Below are 17,252 nucleotides of genomic sequence, written 5' to 3'. Positions count from 1 at the left end.
CACGATGGCAGCATGATCGGTGTCTGTTCGCTCAATAAGCTGACTTTTAAGTCAGTCTTTGGCGCACAAAAAAGCCCGCCGAAGCGGGCTTTTCCATGAGGCGCAGTATCAGTCGTCGCGGCCCATGATGCCGAACAGCTGCAGCAGGCTGACGAACAGGTTGTAGATCGATACATACAGGCTGATGGTCGCCATGATGTAGTTGCGCTCGCCGCCATGGATGATCGCGCTGGTCTGGAACAGAATGCAGACCGACGAGAACAGCACGAAGCCAGCGCTGATCGCCAGTTGCAGGCCGCTGATCTGGAAGAAGAAGCTGGCAACCACCGCACCCAGCAGCACGAAGAAGCCTGCCGTGATGAAGCCGCTGAGGAAGCTCATGTCCTTGCGGGTGATCAGCACATAGGCCGACAGGCCACCGAACACCAGTGCGGTCATGGCGAATGCCGAGCTGACCACTTCAGCGCCACCGGCCATGCCCAGGTAACGGTTGAGGATAGGGCCGAGGATGAAGCCCATGAAACCGGTGAGGGCGAAGGTGGACACCAGGCCCCAGGCCGAATCACGCAGTTTGTTGGTGAGGAAGAACAACCCGTAGAAGCCGATCAGCACCACGAACACGTTCGGGTAGCCGACGCGCATCTGCTGGGCCACGAAGGCCATGACACCGCTGAAGGCGAGGGTGAGTGCCAGCAGGCTGTACGTGTTGCGCAGGACTTTGCTGATCTCCTGCTGCTCGACCTGCTGGCCGTGGTGTACGGCGTAATCCTGTTCGCGCATGGCGAGGCTCCTTGGTAAACCTGTGGTTTCAGACGTTCAGATGCTAGGAGTCTATCAGACGTCCTGCAACCCGCGACACAGAGAGTTTGACAGCGTGTTTCATTACGGTATTATGGCGGCCGCAAAACGAGCTGGAAGCGTGGCCGAGTGGTTTAAGGCAACGGTCTTGAAAACCGTCGATGGGCAACTATCCTAGAGTTCGAATCTCTACGCTTCCGCCATACAAGTGCTTGATTTCATTGATGTTCGCCGCTGCTTTACCCTCAAATGGGAGCATTTTGGGAACACTTTGGGAATGACAGGCAGAAGAAAGGGGCCCTTGCGGCCCCTTTTTTTGTGCGTTCAGATCAACCTGAGCGCCTGATTCAACAATCCCACCACATCCGGGCCGTCCTCGCTGATCCACTTCGCGTAGTGCTTGAAGATCATCGCCGTCGACGTGTGCCCCATCTGGTCCGCAATCCACTCAGGCGTAGCGATACCGCTGCTCAGCATCTGGCTGGCGAACGTGTGCCGGCAGGTGTTCGGCCCGCGCTGGCGAACGCCGGCTTTCTCCAGGTGCGTGATCCACCAACCATGTCGCAGAACATCGGAAGAGCGGTACGGCTCGTTGGTGGCGCTGTTGTGGAAGACAAAGCGCACGCGCTGCTCTCGCACCGTCCGATTGTCGCGATCGACGACCTCGATCAGTTCTGCTGGCAGGTTCTGGGTGAACTTGGCTTGCGCCTGCAGGGCGCGCAGGGCTGGAGCGAGCAGCTTGACCTTGCGTGTTGAGCGCCGGGTCTTGGTCACTTTGTACTGGCCGGCCACCCGCGCGCGGCGAATCTCCACTGTACCAGCCACCAGGTCGACGTCCTCCCAGGCAAGGGCCATCGCTTCGCTGACACGCGGCCCAGTCCAGATCATGAACTCCGTCAGGTTGATTTCCTGCTCTCGGTCAGTCTGCTGGGTGAGGATCGCCGTGATTTCCTCCCGGGTAAACGGGTCCGGGTCATCGGCGTCGGGCAGTGAGATGGTGATTCCATCGGTGGGGTCGAAGGCGAAGCGGTTCCTGGTGCGGTATAGCTGGAAGATCTGGCGCAGGTGGCTGACGATTTCGCGCACGGTCTTGTTGTGCAGCTTGGGCATCAACACGGTTTGCACCCAATGCTGGATGTCCAGGTGATCGATCCGGTCGGCCTGTTGATCGCCCCAGCGTGGGCGAATGTGCTTCTCAGTGCGGCTGCGGTACATCGCGAAGCCACTGGCTGCCATCTGATTGCCCTTTATTTCCAACCACAGATCGATGTAATGGCCGAGGGTGTTGGTCTTGACGCGTGGAGATTCAGGGAAGTGCCGGGCATAGTTGAACGTGCCGGCCTCGATCTCGTAGTTGATGATACCGACCAGACGCTCAGCGTTGGCCAAGTTTGCGGGCGAGGCATCGCCGGGGATGGTTTCCCGGCACAGTTCACCCTGGTAACGGAAATACACGCGGACGTGGTTGCCGCGTACTTCGACTCCAGCTGCCATTCAATGTCACTCAAAAAAGTACGGCCCAGTGTATGGGCCGTGACAAGTGTTTAGCTCGTTGCCGAACCTAGAAGATTTAGATGCCTATTCTTGGGGCACCGCACTGGCAGGAATCAGCCATGGCAGAAGCCAATCAAACCGGTCAGTTGCTACGCTGTGCGGTGAATTGAACGTGTGGGTCGGTGCTGCAGCGGTTGGCAGCGAACAGATCGGGCTGCGCCATCACGGCCCCTAACTTGCTCGCCAAGGCGCGTGCTGCTGCAGCGGCGCTGATGGTGCTGCTGGCGGTGGTCTTTTCGCCCCGTGCCCGGGCTGTGTAGGTGCCGGCGCTGAGACGAACACTGATAACCAGGTCCGGCTTTGTGGGTTGGTTAGCGAGCATATCGGCGCCCCTGTTGTGCTTTCTTTGCTTGGACGTTTGCCATGTAGGCCTCCCATTCAAGAGATTTCCGCTGCTGACGGATTTGGCTGCAGCGCTGGTGCTTCCTGGTGGAGCGCGCCTTGTTGCAGATGTCGCAGTGGTTGGGCAGGTCAAGCGAGTGGCTGGCCAAGCGTGGGCGCGTTTGTTTATCCGCTTTTTTAGAAGGCAGGGCGTCGTGGTTGGCTGTGTTAGCCTTCTCGCCGCCGGCTTCAAGGGTTTCTACTTGCATGTCGTTTCTCCTTGGGGTTGGTCGGCGCCGGGGAGTTGCAGCTCCTCGGCGCCACCTTGTTACTTGAGGCGGTACTGTTTGCCGTCATCGATGACGTAAAGCTCCACATCCTTCATGCGATACACGCCACCTGGACCACCGTGAACCACGTAGTCCGCAGGGGTCGATTTACCCACGCGCACTGGGAACATCTTGTCGGTCTGGTGCGCGTATTCGCTGGTTTTCTTGATTCGCGCATGGAGCTGCTGACCCGTAGGGCCGCAGCCGTCAGGGCCATGTGCCGCTTCAAAGCCGAGCCAGGCGGCGCGAGTTTCGAGGTTGACGAAGGTCCCGTCGGGGTTGGCTTGGATGTCAAAGCCGCGCTCTTCCGCCCAAGTCTGGAAGCCGAGAGCCATGTTCAGGGTGTCGAGATCCAAGCTGCTCATGCGGCGCCTCCAACTTTTGCCTGGCGCGCGGCTTCATAGTCGCTGGGCAGGATTTCGACGGCGCCATTGATCCAGCCAGCCGTTGGCTTGCCCGCTGCAATCTGCTCTTCATAGTTGGCTTTGTTGATCTCGAAGCCGAGGGCGAAGAAGGCGATTCCCTGGTGCTCGAACAAGACTCCACCGCACAGCAGCAGATTGCCTGTGTTCACGTTTAGCCGATTCCAGTACCCGTGGGCGTCGAGACGGGGCGGGCAGTTTGTTTTCCACAGTTCACGCAGGCGCTCATGCTCGGCCCGAACTGCTGCACGTTGTTCCTTGGTGATGCCCTTGGGTGGCACGGCCTTCTGACGGAGGCCTCGGTATCCGTGCTCGTCAGGACGGCACCAGTGGGCGTCCAGTTCGCGACTGGCGGATAGCTTCACGCCGCCGGCGAAGTGCGAGGTGATGTCGCGCATCGGGGCGACAGGCCCGCCGAACAGTTTGCCGAGCGCGACCAGGCGCTCATTCAGCAGACCTTTGGCCTGGTAGAACTCCTGGACGATGGCCACCACGTCGCCGGCGTCGGATTTGTAGTAGTGATGCATGTCGTTTCTCCTTGGGCTGATCGCCGGCCAGTTGCAGCTGCCCGGCACTCTTGAATTCAGGTCAGAACGGAACTTCGGCCGATGCATCGGCCATGTCGATGAGCGCTTGTACTGCCCTTGAGCACTCTCCCTCTGGCAGATGGAATATGTCGTTGACGGCATGAACCAGAGAGATCAGTTGGGCGTAGTTCTTTGCGTGGCGATGGGGCAGGCGATTTCCCAGCTCTTCCTGAAGCATGTCGATATGGCGTTGTGTGCCACCGACCCGATAGATCAACTGGCGCTGGGCCAAAGGAGAGAGCGACAGGGCATCTGCACAAGATCCCAGCTGTTGCAGCAGTTGGAAGGCGAGTTCACTGGGGCGGATCTGCTCTACTTGGTCAGCATGCAGCTGAACCGTCCTTGCCTGCAGCGCTGGGCTACCGATCTCAGAGGTCAAGATCGCAACGGCTCGAACAAATCTCTTTCCTGCCCGATGTGGGTCAACGCTTCGGCTGATCGCGCCCCAGATGCAGTTGTTGAACAGCGGTTTCAGCGAATCCCAGTCGAAGGCGGAACTAGCAGGTTGCGCCACTTCCTCGATCACCAGCGGAATACCCGTTTCAGCAAACAGGGTCCGATTCAGGGCAGACGGTGTACATGCAGCAGTGCTGATCATCGGTGTCTCAGGCACGCCGGAAAGGATCGAGAGTGTTGCAAGTAGAGCGGATGGCTGTGGACCAGAAGGTAGTACCTGCAGGAAGGGGAATGAACCGTCCAGATCCCTGATATCCACTGCATGGCGAGCGCCGACCCACCAGGCCAGCGCAATCACACCTTTTGTGCCGTGGGCATCGACGAACAGGGTGAGCCATCGAGGGGTTTGATGTTGCATGTCGTTTCTCCTTGGGGTTGAGCCCGGTGTTGCAGCACCGGGTATTGGTTCATCCGGCCTTGGCGGCCTTAAAGGTCCAGCACTTCACAGTGGTCGGCCGCAGGTTCGCTGCCGTTGTGCGGCTGTTGAATGTCGCTCGCACGGCGCTGTCTACGGCGTGGTTATTGCTCACGAAGGGGCGTGACTTGCTGTTGCGCAGCAAGGTGCGCAGGGTGGTGGCGTCAGCCAGCTTTTGTTTGTGCTCGGCCGCGCGCTCGCAGAACTCGTTGAGATGGACGGCGATCAGCTCGGCGTTCTTGCTGTGGTCCACCACCGGGTCTTCGCTCAGCGATTGCAGGTAGTCGAACACTTCCCAGAACTCGGCCACTTCTTTCGGGTCGGCGTTCACTGCGTGCTGACGGCCCACGGCCATGGCTCGCAGTTCGCGCAGTGTGCTTTCGTGTTGGCGGTCGCTCATTGGCACCACGACACGCAGCGCGTCGACCAGGGCCATCATCTGTGCGTGGTTCTTGATGATCCGTTCGATGCGGATTTCGCGTTGCTCACGCAGGGCCTGCTCGTGCACCTTCACCTGGGCGCGGAAGGTTTCCATGACCTTGTGTTCTGCCTTGGCGGCCATCAGCAGGAAGTGGCTCACTTCGCTGGCCTGCAGGTGATTGAGGTTGTCAGCGGCCGAGCGGCTTTCGCTGGTCACGTCAGGGCGTACAAAGTGCAGCTTCACGATCCGCGTCAGGATTGCCTCAGACGCGACTACCGGAGCGTTCTGGCTGAAAACCAGAGTGGCGCGGAAGGGCGGGGCATTGGTGTCGTTGCCCCCGTTCTTGACGCCAGTCAGGCCAAGGCCTCGACCGTTGAACAGCGGTTTGAACTGGTCGAAGTCGAACGACTTGGCTGCACCAGTTTCCGCATCGCTCCGATCGGCCTCCAACATCACCACCGGCATGCCCGAAGTCTGGCTCAGCCAGCGTCGCAAGCCGGCCTTGGTCATCTTGATCGGGTCATCGCCTTCCTCGTCCTGCCGGCCGAGCAGCTTCCACAGGAACATCAGCAGCGTGGACTTGCCAGCGCCGGCCTCGCCGGTCACCTCCAGAAACGGGAAAGACTGGAACTCGGCACGGATCTGCTCGGCGAACAGAGAGCCAAACCAGAAGGCGAGAGCGATGGTTCCTTGGGTGCTAAAGCAGGTCCACAGCCAGTTGAACCAGTTCGGGCGGTAGCTTGTGGCGTCTTGGCTGATCTCCAGGCGGATCGACTTCTGCAGCGTTTTTAGACGCAGCCCTTTGAATTCGAAGTAGTCCTCGGCGTTGGCCTTCTCCAGCACGCCACCGCGCACGGCCAGGTCGCCAAACACGTAGCAGCTGTGTTCCTTGCTGTACCCGACATAGTCGATGGTCTTGACGGTTTTCAGGCCGAATAGCTGATGCTGCATGATGCGATCGAGCTGGGAGCCGGTCCCGGTGAATACAGCACCGGCCGCCATGCCCAGCAGGCGTTTCTTAAACTCGCTTGCCGCTGCGACCTGGCCACCGGTGAAGGTGTTCAGCACGCTCGGTTCATCGTGCGGGAAGTCGACGCGGAAGTAGTACCAGGACTCATCCGTCACTTCATTGCGCTGGAAGTACAGGGCCTGCGGGAAGCAGTTGGCGATCTCGATCACCGCCCCGCATTGACGCAGTGCTTTGTCGCGGCGCTGGCGATCTGTGAGCACCAGGTCTTCCTGCCGCTCGGATTCGTCCAGCTGCTGCTGCGCCTTGTTGAATTTCTCCACGTCCATCTTGAACCAATACAGGCGGTTCTCGAACGAGAAGTGAAATTCCTGGCGCTCTCGCCAGTCGTACATCAGCACGCCTTTTTCTGCAGCGCTGTCGGCCAGCAGCAGGCTGCCGTTATAACGGGCCTCGCGCAGGTCCTTGTCGACTTGATCTTGGCGCTTATCGGTGTCGAGGAAGTGCCAGCGCTGGTGCAGGTCGTTCCAGTCGACCTTTCGACCCTTCTGGGGAATCTGCGCCGCCAGGCAGGTGTAGCCCAGGTCGCGCGCCATTGCGGCATGCTTGCGTGTGTAGCGGTGGGCTCCAGGCTCATTATCCAGCGCCCAGACTAAGCGAGGCAGCTTCTGGCCGGCGTCTCTGCGTTGCTGGGCCAGCGCCTTGAGTGATTCGAACGGGAAGGCGCCCGAACTCATAGCAGACACGGCGTCGACGTTGTTGTGCACCAGTGCAATGGCGTCGAAAATGCCCTCGACGATCCACAGCTCATCTACCTCGGTCAGATCAACGCAAGGCGGGCACCACCAGTAACCGCGCGGCGATTGGCCCGGGGCGAATCGTGCCTTCTTCTTGCCGAAACGGTGAGGCTGATCGATCAGGCGCTCCCAGTACTCGCCGTGCTCAAGCTTGAAACGCACTGTGGCGCTACCGATCCCGAGAGGCCGATCCCAGTAGTTGTCCTGGCTATACCACCCCTTGACCATGCTCAGGTCGAAGCCGCGAGCGTACTGCATGTAGGCATCAGCTGAGGCGCGCGGTGCCTCTTGGGTTGTTGGGTAGCGCTTGCTGTAGTCGTCGAACAGGTCGTCGTACAGTTCCTTGACGTGCCACTGATCGCCGCACTTACCCCGGCCGCACTTGATGAACCATGGCTCATCTTGGCGCGAGTAGAGTTCGGGCTTTCCGCAGGTTGGGCACTTGCCCTTGCGCATGTAATCGGTGTTCGCGATTGGCCTGAGGCCGTAGTCATCCTGCAGGCGACGCAGCAGCTCGGCGCGCAGGCTGTGTTCCATTGGCTGGCGGCTCACTGGAAACGCTCCCCAGTACATGCAAGTTGCTTCTTCAGCTCGCGGCAGGTGCGGCCAATCCCGACCAGGTGAGGAACATCCCGAAGTACCTTGGGCCCGCGCTCGCCGCTTGGGACGTGGCGATAGCGATCCGAGTGCCAAACCTCGGCCATGGTGCTGCTGTACTGGGTGTTGAGCCATTGCAGATACCGCTCTGCCTGCTGCTCGTCCAGCTCCAGCTGGATGGTGATTTTGGTCATGGTTGCCACCAATTGAATGCAGTTTCCCCTTACCCACGCAGGACGGGGCATAGGGAAGGGGGTTGTTCGGGGTTACTTCAGGTGTTGCGGTGGTGGAGCATGCGGCGCGGTAAATAGCGTGCCGGCACCTGGTATCGGTGCTGGGTGATCGTGTCCAACAGGATGAGCCTTGGACGGAAGATCCCACTGGATGCGCACACCCCAATCATCTGCAGCCGCTTGGTGGTCTTGCTTTCGAACTCAGCTACAGCCAGCTCAGCGATGCGTTGCACCAGGTGAGCTGGAACCTCCAGCGACTGGGCCAGGTACGTGCTGCAGATATCCAGCACCTGGTGGTCGCCAGAAAGGTGCAGGCCTTCGCGCCGGAAGAGGTAAGCCACGGCAGCGCATTGCATGGCGTCCCGGTAGTCGGTTTCGTGATTGGTGGTCAGGGCAATGGCGTTCATGCGGTTACTGCCTCCATGTCCAACTGGTCGAGCAAATCGGGTTGGTTGTCGGATGAAGCGGATTTCATGGCCTGGCGGCGAATTGCGACAGGCGCCACGGGAAGCTGCACAGACGGGTTCGGCATGCCGCTCGGGCTCATTTCATGGGTCATTTCGAACTGGGCCCGTACTGACCAGCCGCAGGCCTCGTTCACGCACTGCAGGTAGGCAATGCGCAGGAAAATGTGGGTGCCTTCGCTGGTCCGAATACGCATCTTGCTGTTGCAGTGGGGGCATACGAGTTTGTAGGCGCTGCTCACTTCGCACCCCTTGCATTTACTGGGCTGTAGAGCTGGATAGTTGCAGCGACTTCAGCGGTGCGGGCGGCGAAGTAGCGAGTCAGGGCCTGGATGATGGTCATCGCCTCAGAGGGGTCGATAACGCCGTCCTCGATCGCTGCAGCGATGAGCTGATCGATGTGACCTAGCTTGGCGTCGGTCTTCAGCGATCGGCGGAACAGCTCGACGTTGTCCAGGTCCTCTGTTTTGCTCAGTGGCACGAACATGCCGCCATAAAGTCGAGCGATGAACTCAGGTAGGTGAGTAGTGTTGGCTACCTGCTCGAGCAGGTGGATCTGGTCATAGCTCAAAGGGCGACTGCCGGCGTTTTCATACACACGGTTGTCGAACTGCTTCAGCTGGAATCCGAGGCGTGCAGCAGCGCACTCACGGCCGCCCGGGTAAGCGCACACAACGGCGCTGACAACCTGGCGCAGGGTTTCTAGAACGGGGGTCTTCATGTTCTGGTTTCTTCCTTGGGCCAGGGTGATTACTTTTCGATATCGCCGATCTTGATACCGAGCAAAACAGCTGCGCGGTGGGCCTCTCCGAACCGGCCTTTTTTACGGCCGTTGAGGAGGTCACTGACCAGGTTTTTGTTGAGGTTGTGTTTGCGACTGAACTCGGCGATGGAGATGCCGGCTCGATCGAGCTTTTCGCGTGCTTGATCCAACGTAAGGGGGGCGGGCATAGTGTTCATCTGTGTTCAAACGTGTTCATGTAGCGGTGATGATGGTTCAATAATTTGGACCAGTCAATGCCTAAGGTTTAAAAAAATGGCCATCGGCGATCGGCTGAAGGAAGAAAGGTCGCGTCTTGGCGTTAGCCAGACGGACTTGGCGACTGCAGGCGGCGTGGGGAAAACCACGCAAATAAATTACGAAAAGGGTGAAAGAAGCCCTGATGCGAGCTACCTGTCGGCCGTTGCCGAGAAGGGTGTGGACGTGCTTTACGTCGTCACTGGCGAACGAAAGCCTCAGAGTTCAGGCAGCCTTGCCGCCGATGAGGCCCTACTTGTTGAGCGCTACCGAAGCATGACCCCCGAAGCGAAGGCCACGGTGAACTCGGTTAGTGAAGCCTTGGCAGTCTTCCACAAGTAGTGATCGAGCTTTAAGCGGGCGCCGGCCCATATATCTCTGGCGTTCGCAGGCCGGTGGCTGCGGGCGCATGGAATCCATGGAATGAATTTCTTCAAGCGTGCTTTGGCACAAGGCACTGCGGTAGCTGTTATCGCATTGTCGGCGGGGAATGCCTGGGCTGACGAGTTCAGCGACAAGGTAGAGCGGATCTTCTCGTCTTCTGTTGTCAAATCTGCCAAGGAGTCGGGTTCGACCGGGGCGATTGAGTTCAAAATTCCCGATCGTCAGCCGGACTATTTCGAGACGGGTGACAAGGCTAACAAGGTGTTCGCTGTTGAGTCTGTACGGGTACTCCGTGACATGCCCGGCATGGACCGGATCACCATGACCATACCGAGGCCGCACAAGGCACAGACTCTGGACGTGAGCAGAGCGCAAGTTGAGCAGCACTACGACATCAGTCTTTCAGCCCTAAAATCCGACCCTGGCGCCTGGCGAGAGCAATTTATCCAGCAGCATGACAATGCAGCGTCCCGCGCCGAATTTGTACAGGAGTTTGTCACTGACAAGTGATTGAGCGCTTTTCGTTGAATTCTCTCGGCGCGCCAAAAAGTTGAAGTCATAAAATAGTGGCATGCGGCCATCACTTTGGGCTGGTGGCACGCGCTGGCATGCAGAGAATAGGTGACTCCCAAGCGTTTAGTCCGGTGCCATGGTGGTGCCGAGCGCTTGTAATGGAGTGTCTATGCTGGATCGCAAGAGCCCAACTTTTAAGGACGTGTTTCGTTTGGTGTGGCTGTTCTGCCGCAGGAAGCCAGAGCAGAGACGACAAATCACCATGATTCTCGAGGCCTTCGAGCAGCAAGATAATTCCTAAAGCGCCCGTGGCCTCCGGCTGAAACCGGGGGCCATTACTTCTCTTTTGCTTCTTGGAGTTTCGTCCACGATTGATCAGCTGCTTTCTGAGCCGCTTCCCTTGTGGAGTAAACCCGCGAGAGGCGCTTTGGTTTTGACGCGTCGCCCGCCACTACCGAGATCTCCTTACCCGTGGCCTTGTCCTTGTAAAACGCCACCGCTCCTGTATACCCCCCATCTTTTGGCTCTTCGTACAGGCCTGCAACGCTATCCTCTGGCAGCTTGCTTTCCAGCTCCAGGCTGGTGGTGAAGCCGCCGTCAGCTGTGAGGCTGTGCTGTACGTTCCCGCCGTACCAGACAATGGCGCCGATCTCCGCTTTTACGCCGTGCAGACTGTAGGTCAGTTCCGGGATCAGGTCGGCGCGGCCCTTGGCCAGGTTGTAGCTAAGCGTTGCACTGCCGCGCTGCAGGCGATTGAGCTCCGAGCGTGCAGCCCGGAGTGCCGAGTCCCGATCGCTATACGTGTGACGCAACTCTTTGATCTTGTCGCCGCCGCCGGCAATGGCTTCCTGCTTTTTCGTGCTGCCCACGTCGTAGTAGAAGGCTTTCACCCCGTCATAGCTGTCCCGATCGGCCTGCAGGAACCGGTGGCCGTCGCCATCGGCCCGAGTCAGCGTCACATGAGGAAGCGCCAAGCCGCTGGGTGTTTTACCGCCACCAGCTGGTAAGCACAGCAGCTTCCCAGCTTTGACTGTGATGACCGCGTCGTGCAGCTCGCCGAGGCGGGTGAGCAGGTTTGCGTCAGACTCGTTGGCTTGGTCCAGGTGCTTCACTGCACGTTCAGCTACCGCCAGCGCGATGTTGGTGTTGAGGCCGCTGGCACGGGCGATGTCGGTGAGCACCTGGCCAAGCGTGGTGCTGTTCCAGCTGCGCTCGCGCTTGGTCTTCAAACCCTTGCCCAGGTCGGCAGAGCGTGCCCGGATGTTGAGCGTATCCGGTGACCCGCTGTGCTCGGTTTCGTCGACGGTGTAGGTGCCTTTGTCGACCAGGCCTGTATCGCTCCAGCCCAGCCACAGGCGAATCGTCGCGCCTTTCGGCGGTATCTCCAACAGGCCGTCGTGGTCGCTCAGGCTCAGGCTGAACTGATCGGCCTCGATGCCACGGTTATCCGTCAACTGTAGAGAGATAAGCCGCGGACTGATGAGCTTGGCGATGTCCTTGCCATCTACTGTCAGCCGGAAAGCGGGAGCCGGGTAGGCTGTATCCCGCTTGAGCGCAGTCCGGGCTTCCCGCATGACTGAGGCGACGCGTTGTTCTTCCTCGGTCACGATAGCTGCCTCAGGATGCGGGAATTGCGGTTGGCCGTACCTTCCTGCAGGTCTACACGGCCCTCATCCGTTCTCTGCAGGGAAAGGGTGAAGTCAATACGGCGTGGGGTGCCGTCCTGGAAGAACAGCGTTTGTCCCTCGCTCAGGCTCTCGATGACGTACAGACCGCGCATACGGCCTGTGCCGTCGACCATTGGCCAGGCCTTGCCCGTGTTAGCCATCCCCCTGAGTTCATCCAGGCAGGTGATGTCGCCCGCCAGCTCGGGCAGCAACACACCCGGTAGGGTCACGCTGTCATCGCCGCGGCCAACAAACTGCCGGGCTGGCTGCGCTCCTACCCGGTTGCTGCTGGCGTGCCGCCAATCGGTTTGCCGGTTCATCTCCTGGTAGGCCAGGGTGTCCAGGCTGAATACGAACATGCCCAAGGCAAGCATCATGGTTGGTTACTCCTGGTCGTATAGGCTGCTGCGCCGGCGGGCGGATTTCTCGCGGTCGCGGCGATCCAGTTCCAGCCCCACGGCCCGGGCGATGGCTTGTGGGTCCATCCCGGCCGGCGCGGGGATTGTGATGTGGTAGGTGTCGTGACTGTCGTTGACCACAGGCGGGGCGGCACCGATCGGTGGCCGGTTGTCCATGGTGATGCCGCCGGCGGCCGATACGCCCGGGTTATTCGCCAGCTCCGGTACCGCCGCATTCAGGTCGAAGCTGCCGGCTTGGGATAGCCGCCGGCCCATGCGGGTGACCGCGTCGATCGGCGCTTTTGCGCCGGCATCGAGGCCGATGGCCAAGCCCTCAGTTGTAAAGCCGCCCAGCTCCGCAAACACCCGAGATGGGCTGTGGATGCCTAGCTTTTCCTTGAACCAACCGATGGTCGACTCGCCGAGTGAGCTGATGGTCTCTTTGATCTGCCCCATACCGGCGACCAGACCATTGACCAGTCCGCTGACGATCATCCCGCCGAAGCTGGTGAACCGGGCTGGCAGGTCTACGCCTAGGTAACTCAATACGCCGGCAAATGCCTGGTAGATCAAGCCGATCGGGCTGAAATTCGCCAACACGCTGAGAATGCCGCCAATGCCTGCACTGAAGCCCGTACGGATCTCGTTCCAGGAACTGGTGAAGTACTGCTTCACCTGGTCCCAGTTGCGATAGATCAGATAGGCAGCCCCGGCCAGCGCGGCCACGACTGCGGCAATGGCAATTGCCACCGGGTTGGCCGAAAGCCCCCATAAGGCGATGCTTACCGCTCGAATTGCCGTAAGCAGCCCGCCGCGCAGCGTAGTTGCCAGCTTGCCAAGCACCGGAAGCATCGAGGCCCCTTTGATGCTGAACAGCGTCATTCCGTACCGGACCATCGCAAATGGTCCCAGCATGCTGGCCAGGGCAATGGTGAGTGCACCCATGCCAGTGACGAGAACGGCTAGCGCTGCTGCACCTTTGGCAATACCCGAAGCCAGCTCGGGGTTCGCTTCGATCCAGGTGCGTACCGTGCCAGTGACTTCCGTCACTGACTGCACCATTTCTCGCAGTGGACCATTCTGGCCGTCCATCAGCGTGCCTATAAGCGCACCCCAGCTGCCGGTGAGTTTGTCCAGGTCGCCCGACAGGTTGTCGCGGAAGGTCTTTCCCATCTTATCGGCGGCGCCGGCGGTCTCGCCCAGCGAAGACTGGGTTGCTGCCAGCGCCTGGAGGAAGGCCGGAATCTGGTCGATTGCCAAGTCCTCAACCGGCGTGCCGAACAATGCGATGGCCGCGTTGGAACGCTCGGCCGGATCTTTGATGCGCAGCAGCGCTTGTGCGGTTTTCTGCAGCGCCTGGCGGGCGTCGTCGCCACCTTTGGCGATCGCAGTGGACATCTTCCCGGCGTTGAGCCCGATCGAGGCGTAGGCCTCGGTGCTGGTTTTCGACATGTCGGAGCCACGGATCGAGAACTCTTTGATCGCGTCTCCGGTTTTGTCCAGGGCGAACTTGCCCTGTTGGGACATCTTCACCAGCAGGCTCATTGCCTCCGATCCGCTGAAGCCCATCCCACGGAAGTGAGTCGAGTATTCGTGCAAGATTTCGGGGATCTCCCCCCGCATTTGCGTCGAGACCTTCTGCATGCCGGCGGCGACCAGGTCGAACGCTTCGTCGCTGCTCTTGGCCAGGCCGTTCTTCATCAGGATGCCGACCATCTGAATGCTTTCGGCTACGTCGATGCCCATGATTTTGGAGAGGTCCAGGGCTTTCCGAGAGGCAGCATCAAGCTCCTGATCACCCAGTGTGCCCAGCGAGCCAAGCGTGCTTTTTGCTGCCGATACCGCTTCACTGATCTCGGCAATGTCGGTGCTTTGGCCGTCAGTGCGGATGTTGCGCATGATCTGTGCGTACTGGCCGGCACGCTCGGGTGAATCTCCGGACTGAGCTGCGACCAGCGATCCCTGCCGGGCAAGCTCCATCTGGGGCGCCATGAGGGTTGCCCCGGCCATGCCCATCCCAACGCCGACGCCGATCCCTACTGCACCGGCACCGGCCATGCTGGCGGCCCGTCCTTGGGTTTTCTCCAGCCGGGCCTTGGCCTCGGCCGCTCTGCGCTGAGTTGCCGCCAGTTGCTTGAGCTTGGCCTCTTGCTGCTCGATCGCGTGATTGGCCTGCGTCATTCCCTGGCGCATGGCCGCATTGTGCTGGTTCAGGTTGCGCGTGCTGATACCGGCTTCGCCGAGCCGGCGCTGCAATCCCCGCAGCGCCTCCTGCTCTTCCTGCTGCCGTTGCTTCAGCGCATTGGTGGCCCTGATGGCGGCCTGAAACTCGGCCGTCATCTGTTTGGTGGGGTTCTCGACAGCGGACATGTCCTTGCCCATCTGCCGGACCTTTGCCCGGGCTTCATCCAGGGCCTGAGCGGTCTGGCGTGCCTGGGCGTGCTGCTGACGCCACGCACTGACGTCCTTTTGCTGTGCGTTCAGCTCTTTGAGGCGCTCGCGGGTGGCCTTGAGCGCCTGGGCGGTTTGATGCCCGCTCTGGTTGATCTCCCGCAGTGGGGCGGTGGCCTTGTTGACCGCGTCCAGCACCACCCTCAGCCGTAGATCATTTGCCATTGTTGCCGCTCCTAACCCGCGCACGCTCGCGCCAATCCATCAGTTCGGTGATGCTCAGCAGGTCCATGTCTGCCGGCCCCCAGTGGAAAACCACGGCCAGATCGGCCATGGCGTCTTCTACGCAAGCAGGGAGGCGTCCGTCTTCGTTTGCTTCTGCAGCAAAAAACCGGTGACTTTCACCCCGATGGCCACCAGGTCGGCAGGGTCGAGCTGGGCTGCTTCAGGGGCGGTCAGCTGAGTAATGCGCGGCAGCAGCTTGATCAGACTGGTGACGTCCATGTTGAGCAGCTCGGCCAGGTGAATGCCGCGCAGCTCGCCCGAGGCCGGTTTGCGCAGGGTGATTTCTTCGAGCAAGTGCGAACCACGCTTGATCGGGGTGTCCAGGCGGACGGTGTTCGGGTTGGCGGGTGCTGCGTTCGCTTCGACCTCGACCGTGGTTTGGCCGGTGGCTTGGCCCTGCGATTCGAGGTTTTCGGCGTTGTTGTCGACGGTGTCCATGGTGATTCCTTGTGTGCGGAGGAGTTAGAGGCCGATGGCGCGGCGCTGGGCTTCGAGCATGTCGACGCCGTTGACCTTCTCGATGAAGTTCAAGAGATCGATCTCGATGATGTCTTCGTTGTCGACGACCAGCTTGTAGTAGCTGCAGGTGGTGCTGATGGAGTGTTCGGTGTCTTCACCAGGAGTGGCTTCGCCCATCTCGATGGTTTCGTGCCGGCCGCGCACCACGACCTCGACGGTGGAGACTTCGCCCGTGTCGTCGCGCTGGTACGCGCCCGAGAAGCGCAGGCCGAAGGCCGCTGCACCGATGGCACCGAACTGACGCAGCGAGACCAGGTCAAGACCGCCCGTGGTCCATTCGAGCTGGATGCCGTCATCCGAAATGCCCAGGTCGGCCTTCACGGGGCCGTTCATGCCGCCGCCGCGGTAGCTCTCCATTTTCCGGCCGAGGGGCGGCAAGGTGACGGTCTTCACTACGCCCAGGTAGCTGTTGCCGTCGTTGAACATGTTGAGGTTCTTGAGTTTGCTGGGCATACCCATGCTGGTTATCTCCGATTAGGCGTTGATGCTGCTGGCGAACTGCATCAGGTAGCTGTCTGTGATGCGCTGGCGGAAGGTCAGGTCTTCCAGAGGTGGAACCGGGGTGTAGTCGTAATCCAGCGTCAGCTTGCCGGCGTACAGCGTGTCCTTGCCGTTCGCTTCCTCGGCGTACCAGCAACTGCCACCGATCAGATAGCCCGCGGTGATGAGCTCGCGGAATTTGGCGTTGATGCCCTCGATGATGTCCTTGACCAAGGTGGGGGTCATTGGTTTGTCCACAGCCCACATGTGCGCCTCGGCCATGGTGTCGGCCAGGATCTGTGCGGTGCGGGTGTAGTTCTCAAACGCGAACAGCGGGTCTTCCGAGCAGGTCCGGCTGCCCCAGAAGCGATAGCCGCTTTCGTTGATGAGGGTGGTGACCTCGTTGGAGTTGAGGTAGTTGGCGTCGGTGGCCGGATTCTGCAGGTCCCAAAACACATCGGCGCTGATACCGGTCACGCCGTTGACGGCGACGTTGGACAGGGTTTTGTGCCAGCCGACCTCCTGGTCGATCTTGGCGCGCAGTCCGAGGGCCCGGGCCACTGCCGAGGCTTTGGTCTGGGCGTTGGCGGTGGTGTCCCAGTTCTCGAAGTCGGGCCAGATCACCATCGCCTCACGGGCGCCGAAGTTCTCGCGGTAGGCAACCGCCTCTTCCTTGGTCTTGCAGTTCCAGGCGCTGACGTAGCTGAAGGCGCGTAAGTCCTGAGCGATCGAGACCAAAGCGGTGGCCACGGCCAGGCTGTCCAGGCCGGGTACACCGAGAATGCGCGGCACCATGCCGACTTTGGCCTTGGCGGTCAGCAGCGCTTTCATGCCGGTGTACTTGCCGTCCGCCGTGGTGGTACCTACCAAAGCGCTGGTGGTTTCGGCTTCGGTTGCGCCTTCCTTGACGCGCACGACGATGACGTAGGGTTTGGTCTGGTCGGCAATGGCCTGCAGGCTGCTCTTCAGCGTGCCGGTGGTTCCGGCCTTGCCCACGGCGGTTTGCACGTTGGTGACCAGAACTGGTGTGTTCAGGGGGAAGGTAGCTGCATCAGCGTCTTCGCCGGTGCAGACCAGTCCAATAACAGCGGTGGGGATGGTGCGGATCGGGCGAGTGCCATCGGTGAGCTCGATGACCCGGACGCCGTGGAGGTAGTCGGCCATGGGAAGTGCCTGTGCAGTGGAGTGGGATACCTGCACAGGCTGCTGCACGCGCGCGCCCGAGACGAGCAAGGC

Annotated in this window: 22 protein-coding genes and 1 tRNA gene; 3 read left to right on the top strand and 20 right to left on the bottom strand. The window is 60.3% G+C overall.

Going from position 1 to position 17,252, the window contains the following annotated elements; genetic code table 11:
* Window positions 1-108 precede the first annotated feature (108 nt).
* Window positions 109-780, bottom strand: coding sequence for a Bax inhibitor-1/YccA family protein (locus tag QOS90_RS09955; RefSeq protein ID WP_003251184.1), 672 nt, complete (start codon window positions 778-780; stop codon window positions 109-111).
* Window positions 781-913: 133 nt separating this feature from the next.
* On the opposite strand from QOS90_RS09955, the gene QOS90_RS09950 reads away from it, so the two are divergent.
* Window positions 914-1,001: transfer RNA gene (locus QOS90_RS09950), tRNA-Ser, on the top strand.
* 121 nt (window positions 1,002-1,122) lie between these two features.
* Here QOS90_RS09950 and QOS90_RS09945 read toward each other — a convergent pair.
* From QOS90_RS09945 to QOS90_RS09890, 12 genes are all read right to left on the bottom strand, one after another.
* Entirely contained in the window at window positions 1,123-2,292 is a 1,170-nt protein-coding gene (locus tag QOS90_RS09945) for a site-specific integrase (protein ID WP_085273011.1), read from the bottom strand.
* 142 nt (window positions 2,293-2,434) lie between these two features.
* Window positions 2,435-2,674: a hypothetical protein gene (locus QOS90_RS09940; RefSeq protein ID WP_085273012.1), complete on the bottom strand. Its 240-nt coding sequence runs from the start codon at window positions 2,672-2,674 to the stop codon at window positions 2,435-2,437.
* Window positions 2,664-2,942, bottom strand: a complete 279-nt coding sequence (locus tag QOS90_RS09935) for a hypothetical protein (protein WP_085273013.1) — start codon at window positions 2,940-2,942, stop codon at window positions 2,664-2,666. The genes QOS90_RS09940 and QOS90_RS09935 overlap by 11 nt, the downstream gene beginning before the upstream one ends.
* 59 nt (window positions 2,943-3,001) lie before the next feature.
* Window positions 3,002-3,367, bottom strand: coding sequence for a hypothetical protein (locus QOS90_RS09930; RefSeq protein ID WP_085273014.1), 366 nt, complete (start codon window positions 3,365-3,367; stop codon window positions 3,002-3,004).
* Entirely contained in the window at window positions 3,364-3,951 is a 588-nt protein-coding gene (locus QOS90_RS09925; protein ID WP_085273015.1) for a Mu-Gp12 family protein, read from the bottom strand. Before QOS90_RS09925 ends, QOS90_RS09930 begins: the two co-directional genes overlap by 4 nt.
* 61 nt (window positions 3,952-4,012) lie before the next feature.
* Entirely contained in the window at window positions 4,013-4,825 is an 813-nt protein-coding gene (locus QOS90_RS09920; protein ID WP_085273016.1) for a hypothetical protein, read from the bottom strand.
* Between the two features lie 49 nt (window positions 4,826-4,874).
* Entirely contained in the window at window positions 4,875-7,604 is a 2,730-nt protein-coding gene (locus tag QOS90_RS09915; RefSeq protein WP_085273017.1) for a toprim domain-containing protein, read from the bottom strand.
* An 11-nt stretch (window positions 7,605-7,615) separates the two neighbouring features.
* Window positions 7,616-7,858 carry a hypothetical protein gene (locus QOS90_RS09910; RefSeq protein WP_085273018.1) on the bottom strand — a complete coding sequence of 81 codons (243 nt, stop codon included), beginning with the start codon at window positions 7,856-7,858 and terminating at the stop codon, window positions 7,616-7,618.
* 77 nt (window positions 7,859-7,935) lie between these two features.
* Window positions 7,936-8,304, bottom strand: coding sequence for a hypothetical protein (locus QOS90_RS09905; protein ID WP_085273019.1), 369 nt, complete (start codon window positions 8,302-8,304; stop codon window positions 7,936-7,938).
* Complete coding sequence (locus QOS90_RS09900) at window positions 8,301-8,603, bottom strand: Ogr/Delta-like zinc finger protein (RefSeq protein WP_085273020.1); 303 nt, start codon at window positions 8,601-8,603, stop codon at window positions 8,301-8,303. The genes QOS90_RS09905 and QOS90_RS09900 overlap by 4 nt, the downstream gene beginning before the upstream one ends.
* Window positions 8,600-9,082 (bottom strand): YmfL family putative regulatory protein, encoded by a 483-nt coding sequence (locus QOS90_RS09895; RefSeq protein ID WP_085273021.1) that lies wholly within the window; start codon window positions 9,080-9,082, stop codon window positions 8,600-8,602. The genes QOS90_RS09900 and QOS90_RS09895 overlap by 4 nt, the downstream gene beginning before the upstream one ends.
* Before the next feature lie 29 nt (window positions 9,083-9,111).
* On the bottom strand, window positions 9,112-9,312 hold the full coding sequence (locus QOS90_RS09890; protein ID WP_085273022.1) for a DNA-binding protein: 201 nt from the start codon (window positions 9,310-9,312) through the stop codon (window positions 9,112-9,114).
* An 85-nt stretch (window positions 9,313-9,397) separates the two neighbouring features.
* Between QOS90_RS09890 and QOS90_RS09885 the strand changes: the two genes are divergently transcribed.
* Both QOS90_RS09885 and QOS90_RS09880 read left to right on the top strand, forming a co-directional pair.
* A complete protein-coding gene (locus tag QOS90_RS09885; RefSeq protein WP_085273023.1) occupies window positions 9,398-9,721 on the top strand; it encodes a helix-turn-helix domain-containing protein in 324 nt (107 codons plus the stop codon).
* An 81-nt stretch (window positions 9,722-9,802) separates the two neighbouring features.
* The gene (locus QOS90_RS09880) at window positions 9,803-10,273 is read left to right on the top strand and encodes a hypothetical protein (protein WP_085273024.1); all 471 of its coding nucleotides are present in this window, start codon (window positions 9,803-9,805) and stop codon (window positions 10,271-10,273) included.
* Window positions 10,274-10,611: 338 nt separating this feature from the next.
* Here QOS90_RS09880 and QOS90_RS09875 read toward each other — a convergent pair whose 3' ends face one another.
* The 7 genes from QOS90_RS09875 to QOS90_RS09845 are packed head-to-tail and all read right to left on the bottom strand — an operon-like array spanning window position 10,612 to window position 17,180.
* The gene (locus tag QOS90_RS09875) at window positions 10,612-11,850 is read right to left on the bottom strand and encodes a phage late control D family protein (RefSeq protein WP_085273207.1); all 1,239 of its coding nucleotides are present in this window, start codon (window positions 11,848-11,850) and stop codon (window positions 10,612-10,614) included.
* A gap of 29 nt (window positions 11,851-11,879) precedes the next feature.
* A complete protein-coding gene (locus QOS90_RS09870) occupies window positions 11,880-12,320 on the bottom strand; it encodes a phage tail protein (RefSeq protein WP_085273025.1) in 441 nt (146 codons plus the stop codon).
* A gap of 6 nt (window positions 12,321-12,326) precedes the next feature.
* The gene (locus tag QOS90_RS09865) at window positions 12,327-14,957 is read right to left on the bottom strand and encodes a phage tail tape measure protein (protein WP_085273026.1); all 2,631 of its coding nucleotides are present in this window, start codon (window positions 14,955-14,957) and stop codon (window positions 12,327-12,329) included.
* Window positions 14,947-15,066 (bottom strand): GpE family phage tail protein, encoded by a 120-nt coding sequence (locus tag QOS90_RS09860; protein WP_085273027.1) that lies wholly within the window; start codon window positions 15,064-15,066, stop codon window positions 14,947-14,949. The genes QOS90_RS09865 and QOS90_RS09860 overlap by 11 nt, the downstream gene beginning before the upstream one ends.
* Window positions 15,067-15,074: 8 nt before the next feature.
* Window positions 15,075-15,455, bottom strand: a complete 381-nt coding sequence (locus QOS90_RS09855) for a phage tail assembly protein (protein ID WP_085273028.1) — start codon at window positions 15,453-15,455, stop codon at window positions 15,075-15,077.
* A gap of 24 nt (window positions 15,456-15,479) precedes the next feature.
* Window positions 15,480-15,995, bottom strand: coding sequence for a phage major tail tube protein (locus QOS90_RS09850; protein ID WP_085273029.1), 516 nt, complete (start codon window positions 15,993-15,995; stop codon window positions 15,480-15,482).
* A 15-nt stretch (window positions 15,996-16,010) separates the two neighbouring features.
* Window positions 16,011-17,180: a phage tail sheath protein gene (locus tag QOS90_RS09845; RefSeq protein WP_085273030.1), complete on the bottom strand. Its 1,170-nt coding sequence runs from the start codon at window positions 17,178-17,180 to the stop codon at window positions 16,011-16,013.
* Window positions 17,181-17,252 lie beyond the last annotated feature (72 nt).

Origin of the sequence: Pseudomonas sp. LAIL14HWK12:I10 (assembly GCF_900184205.1) — a bacterium.
GTDB classification, from domain to species: domain Bacteria; phylum Pseudomonadota; class Gammaproteobacteria; order Pseudomonadales; family Pseudomonadaceae; genus Aquipseudomonas; species Aquipseudomonas kermanshahensis.
This window is presented reverse-complemented; position numbering and strand designations above follow the sequence as displayed.

Bases quoted from the DNA above. Each gene is read 5' to 3' on its own strand.
- QOS90_RS09870 (WP_085273025.1), bottom strand. From the start codon at position 12,320: ATGATGCTTGCCTTGGGCATGTTCGTATTCAGCCTGGACACCCTGGCC.
- QOS90_RS09865 (WP_085273026.1), bottom strand. From the start codon at position 14,957: ATGGCAAATGATCTACGGCTGAGGGTGGTGCTGGACGCGGTCAACAAG.
- QOS90_RS09930 (WP_085273014.1), bottom strand. From the start codon at position 3,367: ATGAGCAGCTTGGATCTCGACACCCTGAACATGGCTCTCGGCTTCCAG.
- QOS90_RS09935 (WP_085273013.1), bottom strand. From the start codon at position 2,942: ATGCAAGTAGAAACCCTTGAAGCCGGCGGCGAGAAGGCTAACACAGCC.
- QOS90_RS09880 (WP_085273024.1), top strand. From the start codon at position 9,803: ATGAATTTCTTCAAGCGTGCTTTGGCACAAGGCACTGCGGTAGCTGTT.
- QOS90_RS09855 (WP_085273028.1), bottom strand. From the start codon at position 15,455: ATGGACACCGTCGACAACAACGCCGAAAACCTCGAATCGCAGGGCCAA.
- QOS90_RS09905 (WP_085273019.1), bottom strand. From the start codon at position 8,304: ATGAACGCCATTGCCCTGACCACCAATCACGAAACCGACTACCGGGAC.
- QOS90_RS09875 (WP_085273207.1), bottom strand. From the start codon at position 11,850: ATGCGGGAAGCCCGGACTGCGCTCAAGCGGGATACAGCCTACCCGGCT.
- QOS90_RS09955 (WP_003251184.1), bottom strand. From the start codon at position 780: ATGCGCGAACAGGATTACGCCGTACACCACGGCCAGCAGGTCGAGCAG.
- QOS90_RS09895 (WP_085273021.1), bottom strand. From the start codon at position 9,082: ATGAAGACCCCCGTTCTAGAAACCCTGCGCCAGGTTGTCAGCGCCGTT.
- QOS90_RS09910 (WP_085273018.1), bottom strand. From the start codon at position 7,858: ATGACCAAAATCACCATCCAGCTGGAGCTGGACGAGCAGCAGGCAGAG.
- QOS90_RS09920 (WP_085273016.1), bottom strand. From the start codon at position 4,825: ATGCAACATCAAACCCCTCGATGGCTCACCCTGTTCGTCGATGCCCAC.
- QOS90_RS09860 (WP_085273027.1), bottom strand. From the start codon at position 15,066: ATGGCCGATCTGGCCGTGGTTTTCCACTGGGGGCCGGCAGACATGGAC.
- QOS90_RS09940 (WP_085273012.1), bottom strand. From the start codon at position 2,674: ATGCTCGCTAACCAACCCACAAAGCCGGACCTGGTTATCAGTGTTCGT.
- QOS90_RS09885 (WP_085273023.1), top strand. From the start codon at position 9,398: ATGGCCATCGGCGATCGGCTGAAGGAAGAAAGGTCGCGTCTTGGCGTT.
- QOS90_RS09915 (WP_085273017.1), bottom strand. From the start codon at position 7,604: ATGGAACACAGCCTGCGCGCCGAGCTGCTGCGTCGCCTGCAGGATGAC.
- QOS90_RS09945 (WP_085273011.1), bottom strand. From the start codon at position 2,292: ATGGCAGCTGGAGTCGAAGTACGCGGCAACCACGTCCGCGTGTATTTC.
- QOS90_RS09845 (WP_085273030.1), bottom strand. From the start codon at position 17,180: ATGGCCGACTACCTCCACGGCGTCCGGGTCATCGAGCTCACCGATGGC.
- QOS90_RS09925 (WP_085273015.1), bottom strand. From the start codon at position 3,951: ATGCATCACTACTACAAATCCGACGCCGGCGACGTGGTGGCCATCGTC.
- QOS90_RS09850 (WP_085273029.1), bottom strand. From the start codon at position 15,995: ATGGGTATGCCCAGCAAACTCAAGAACCTCAACATGTTCAACGACGGC.
- QOS90_RS09890 (WP_085273022.1), bottom strand. From the start codon at position 9,312: ATGCCCGCCCCCCTTACGTTGGATCAAGCACGCGAAAAGCTCGATCGA.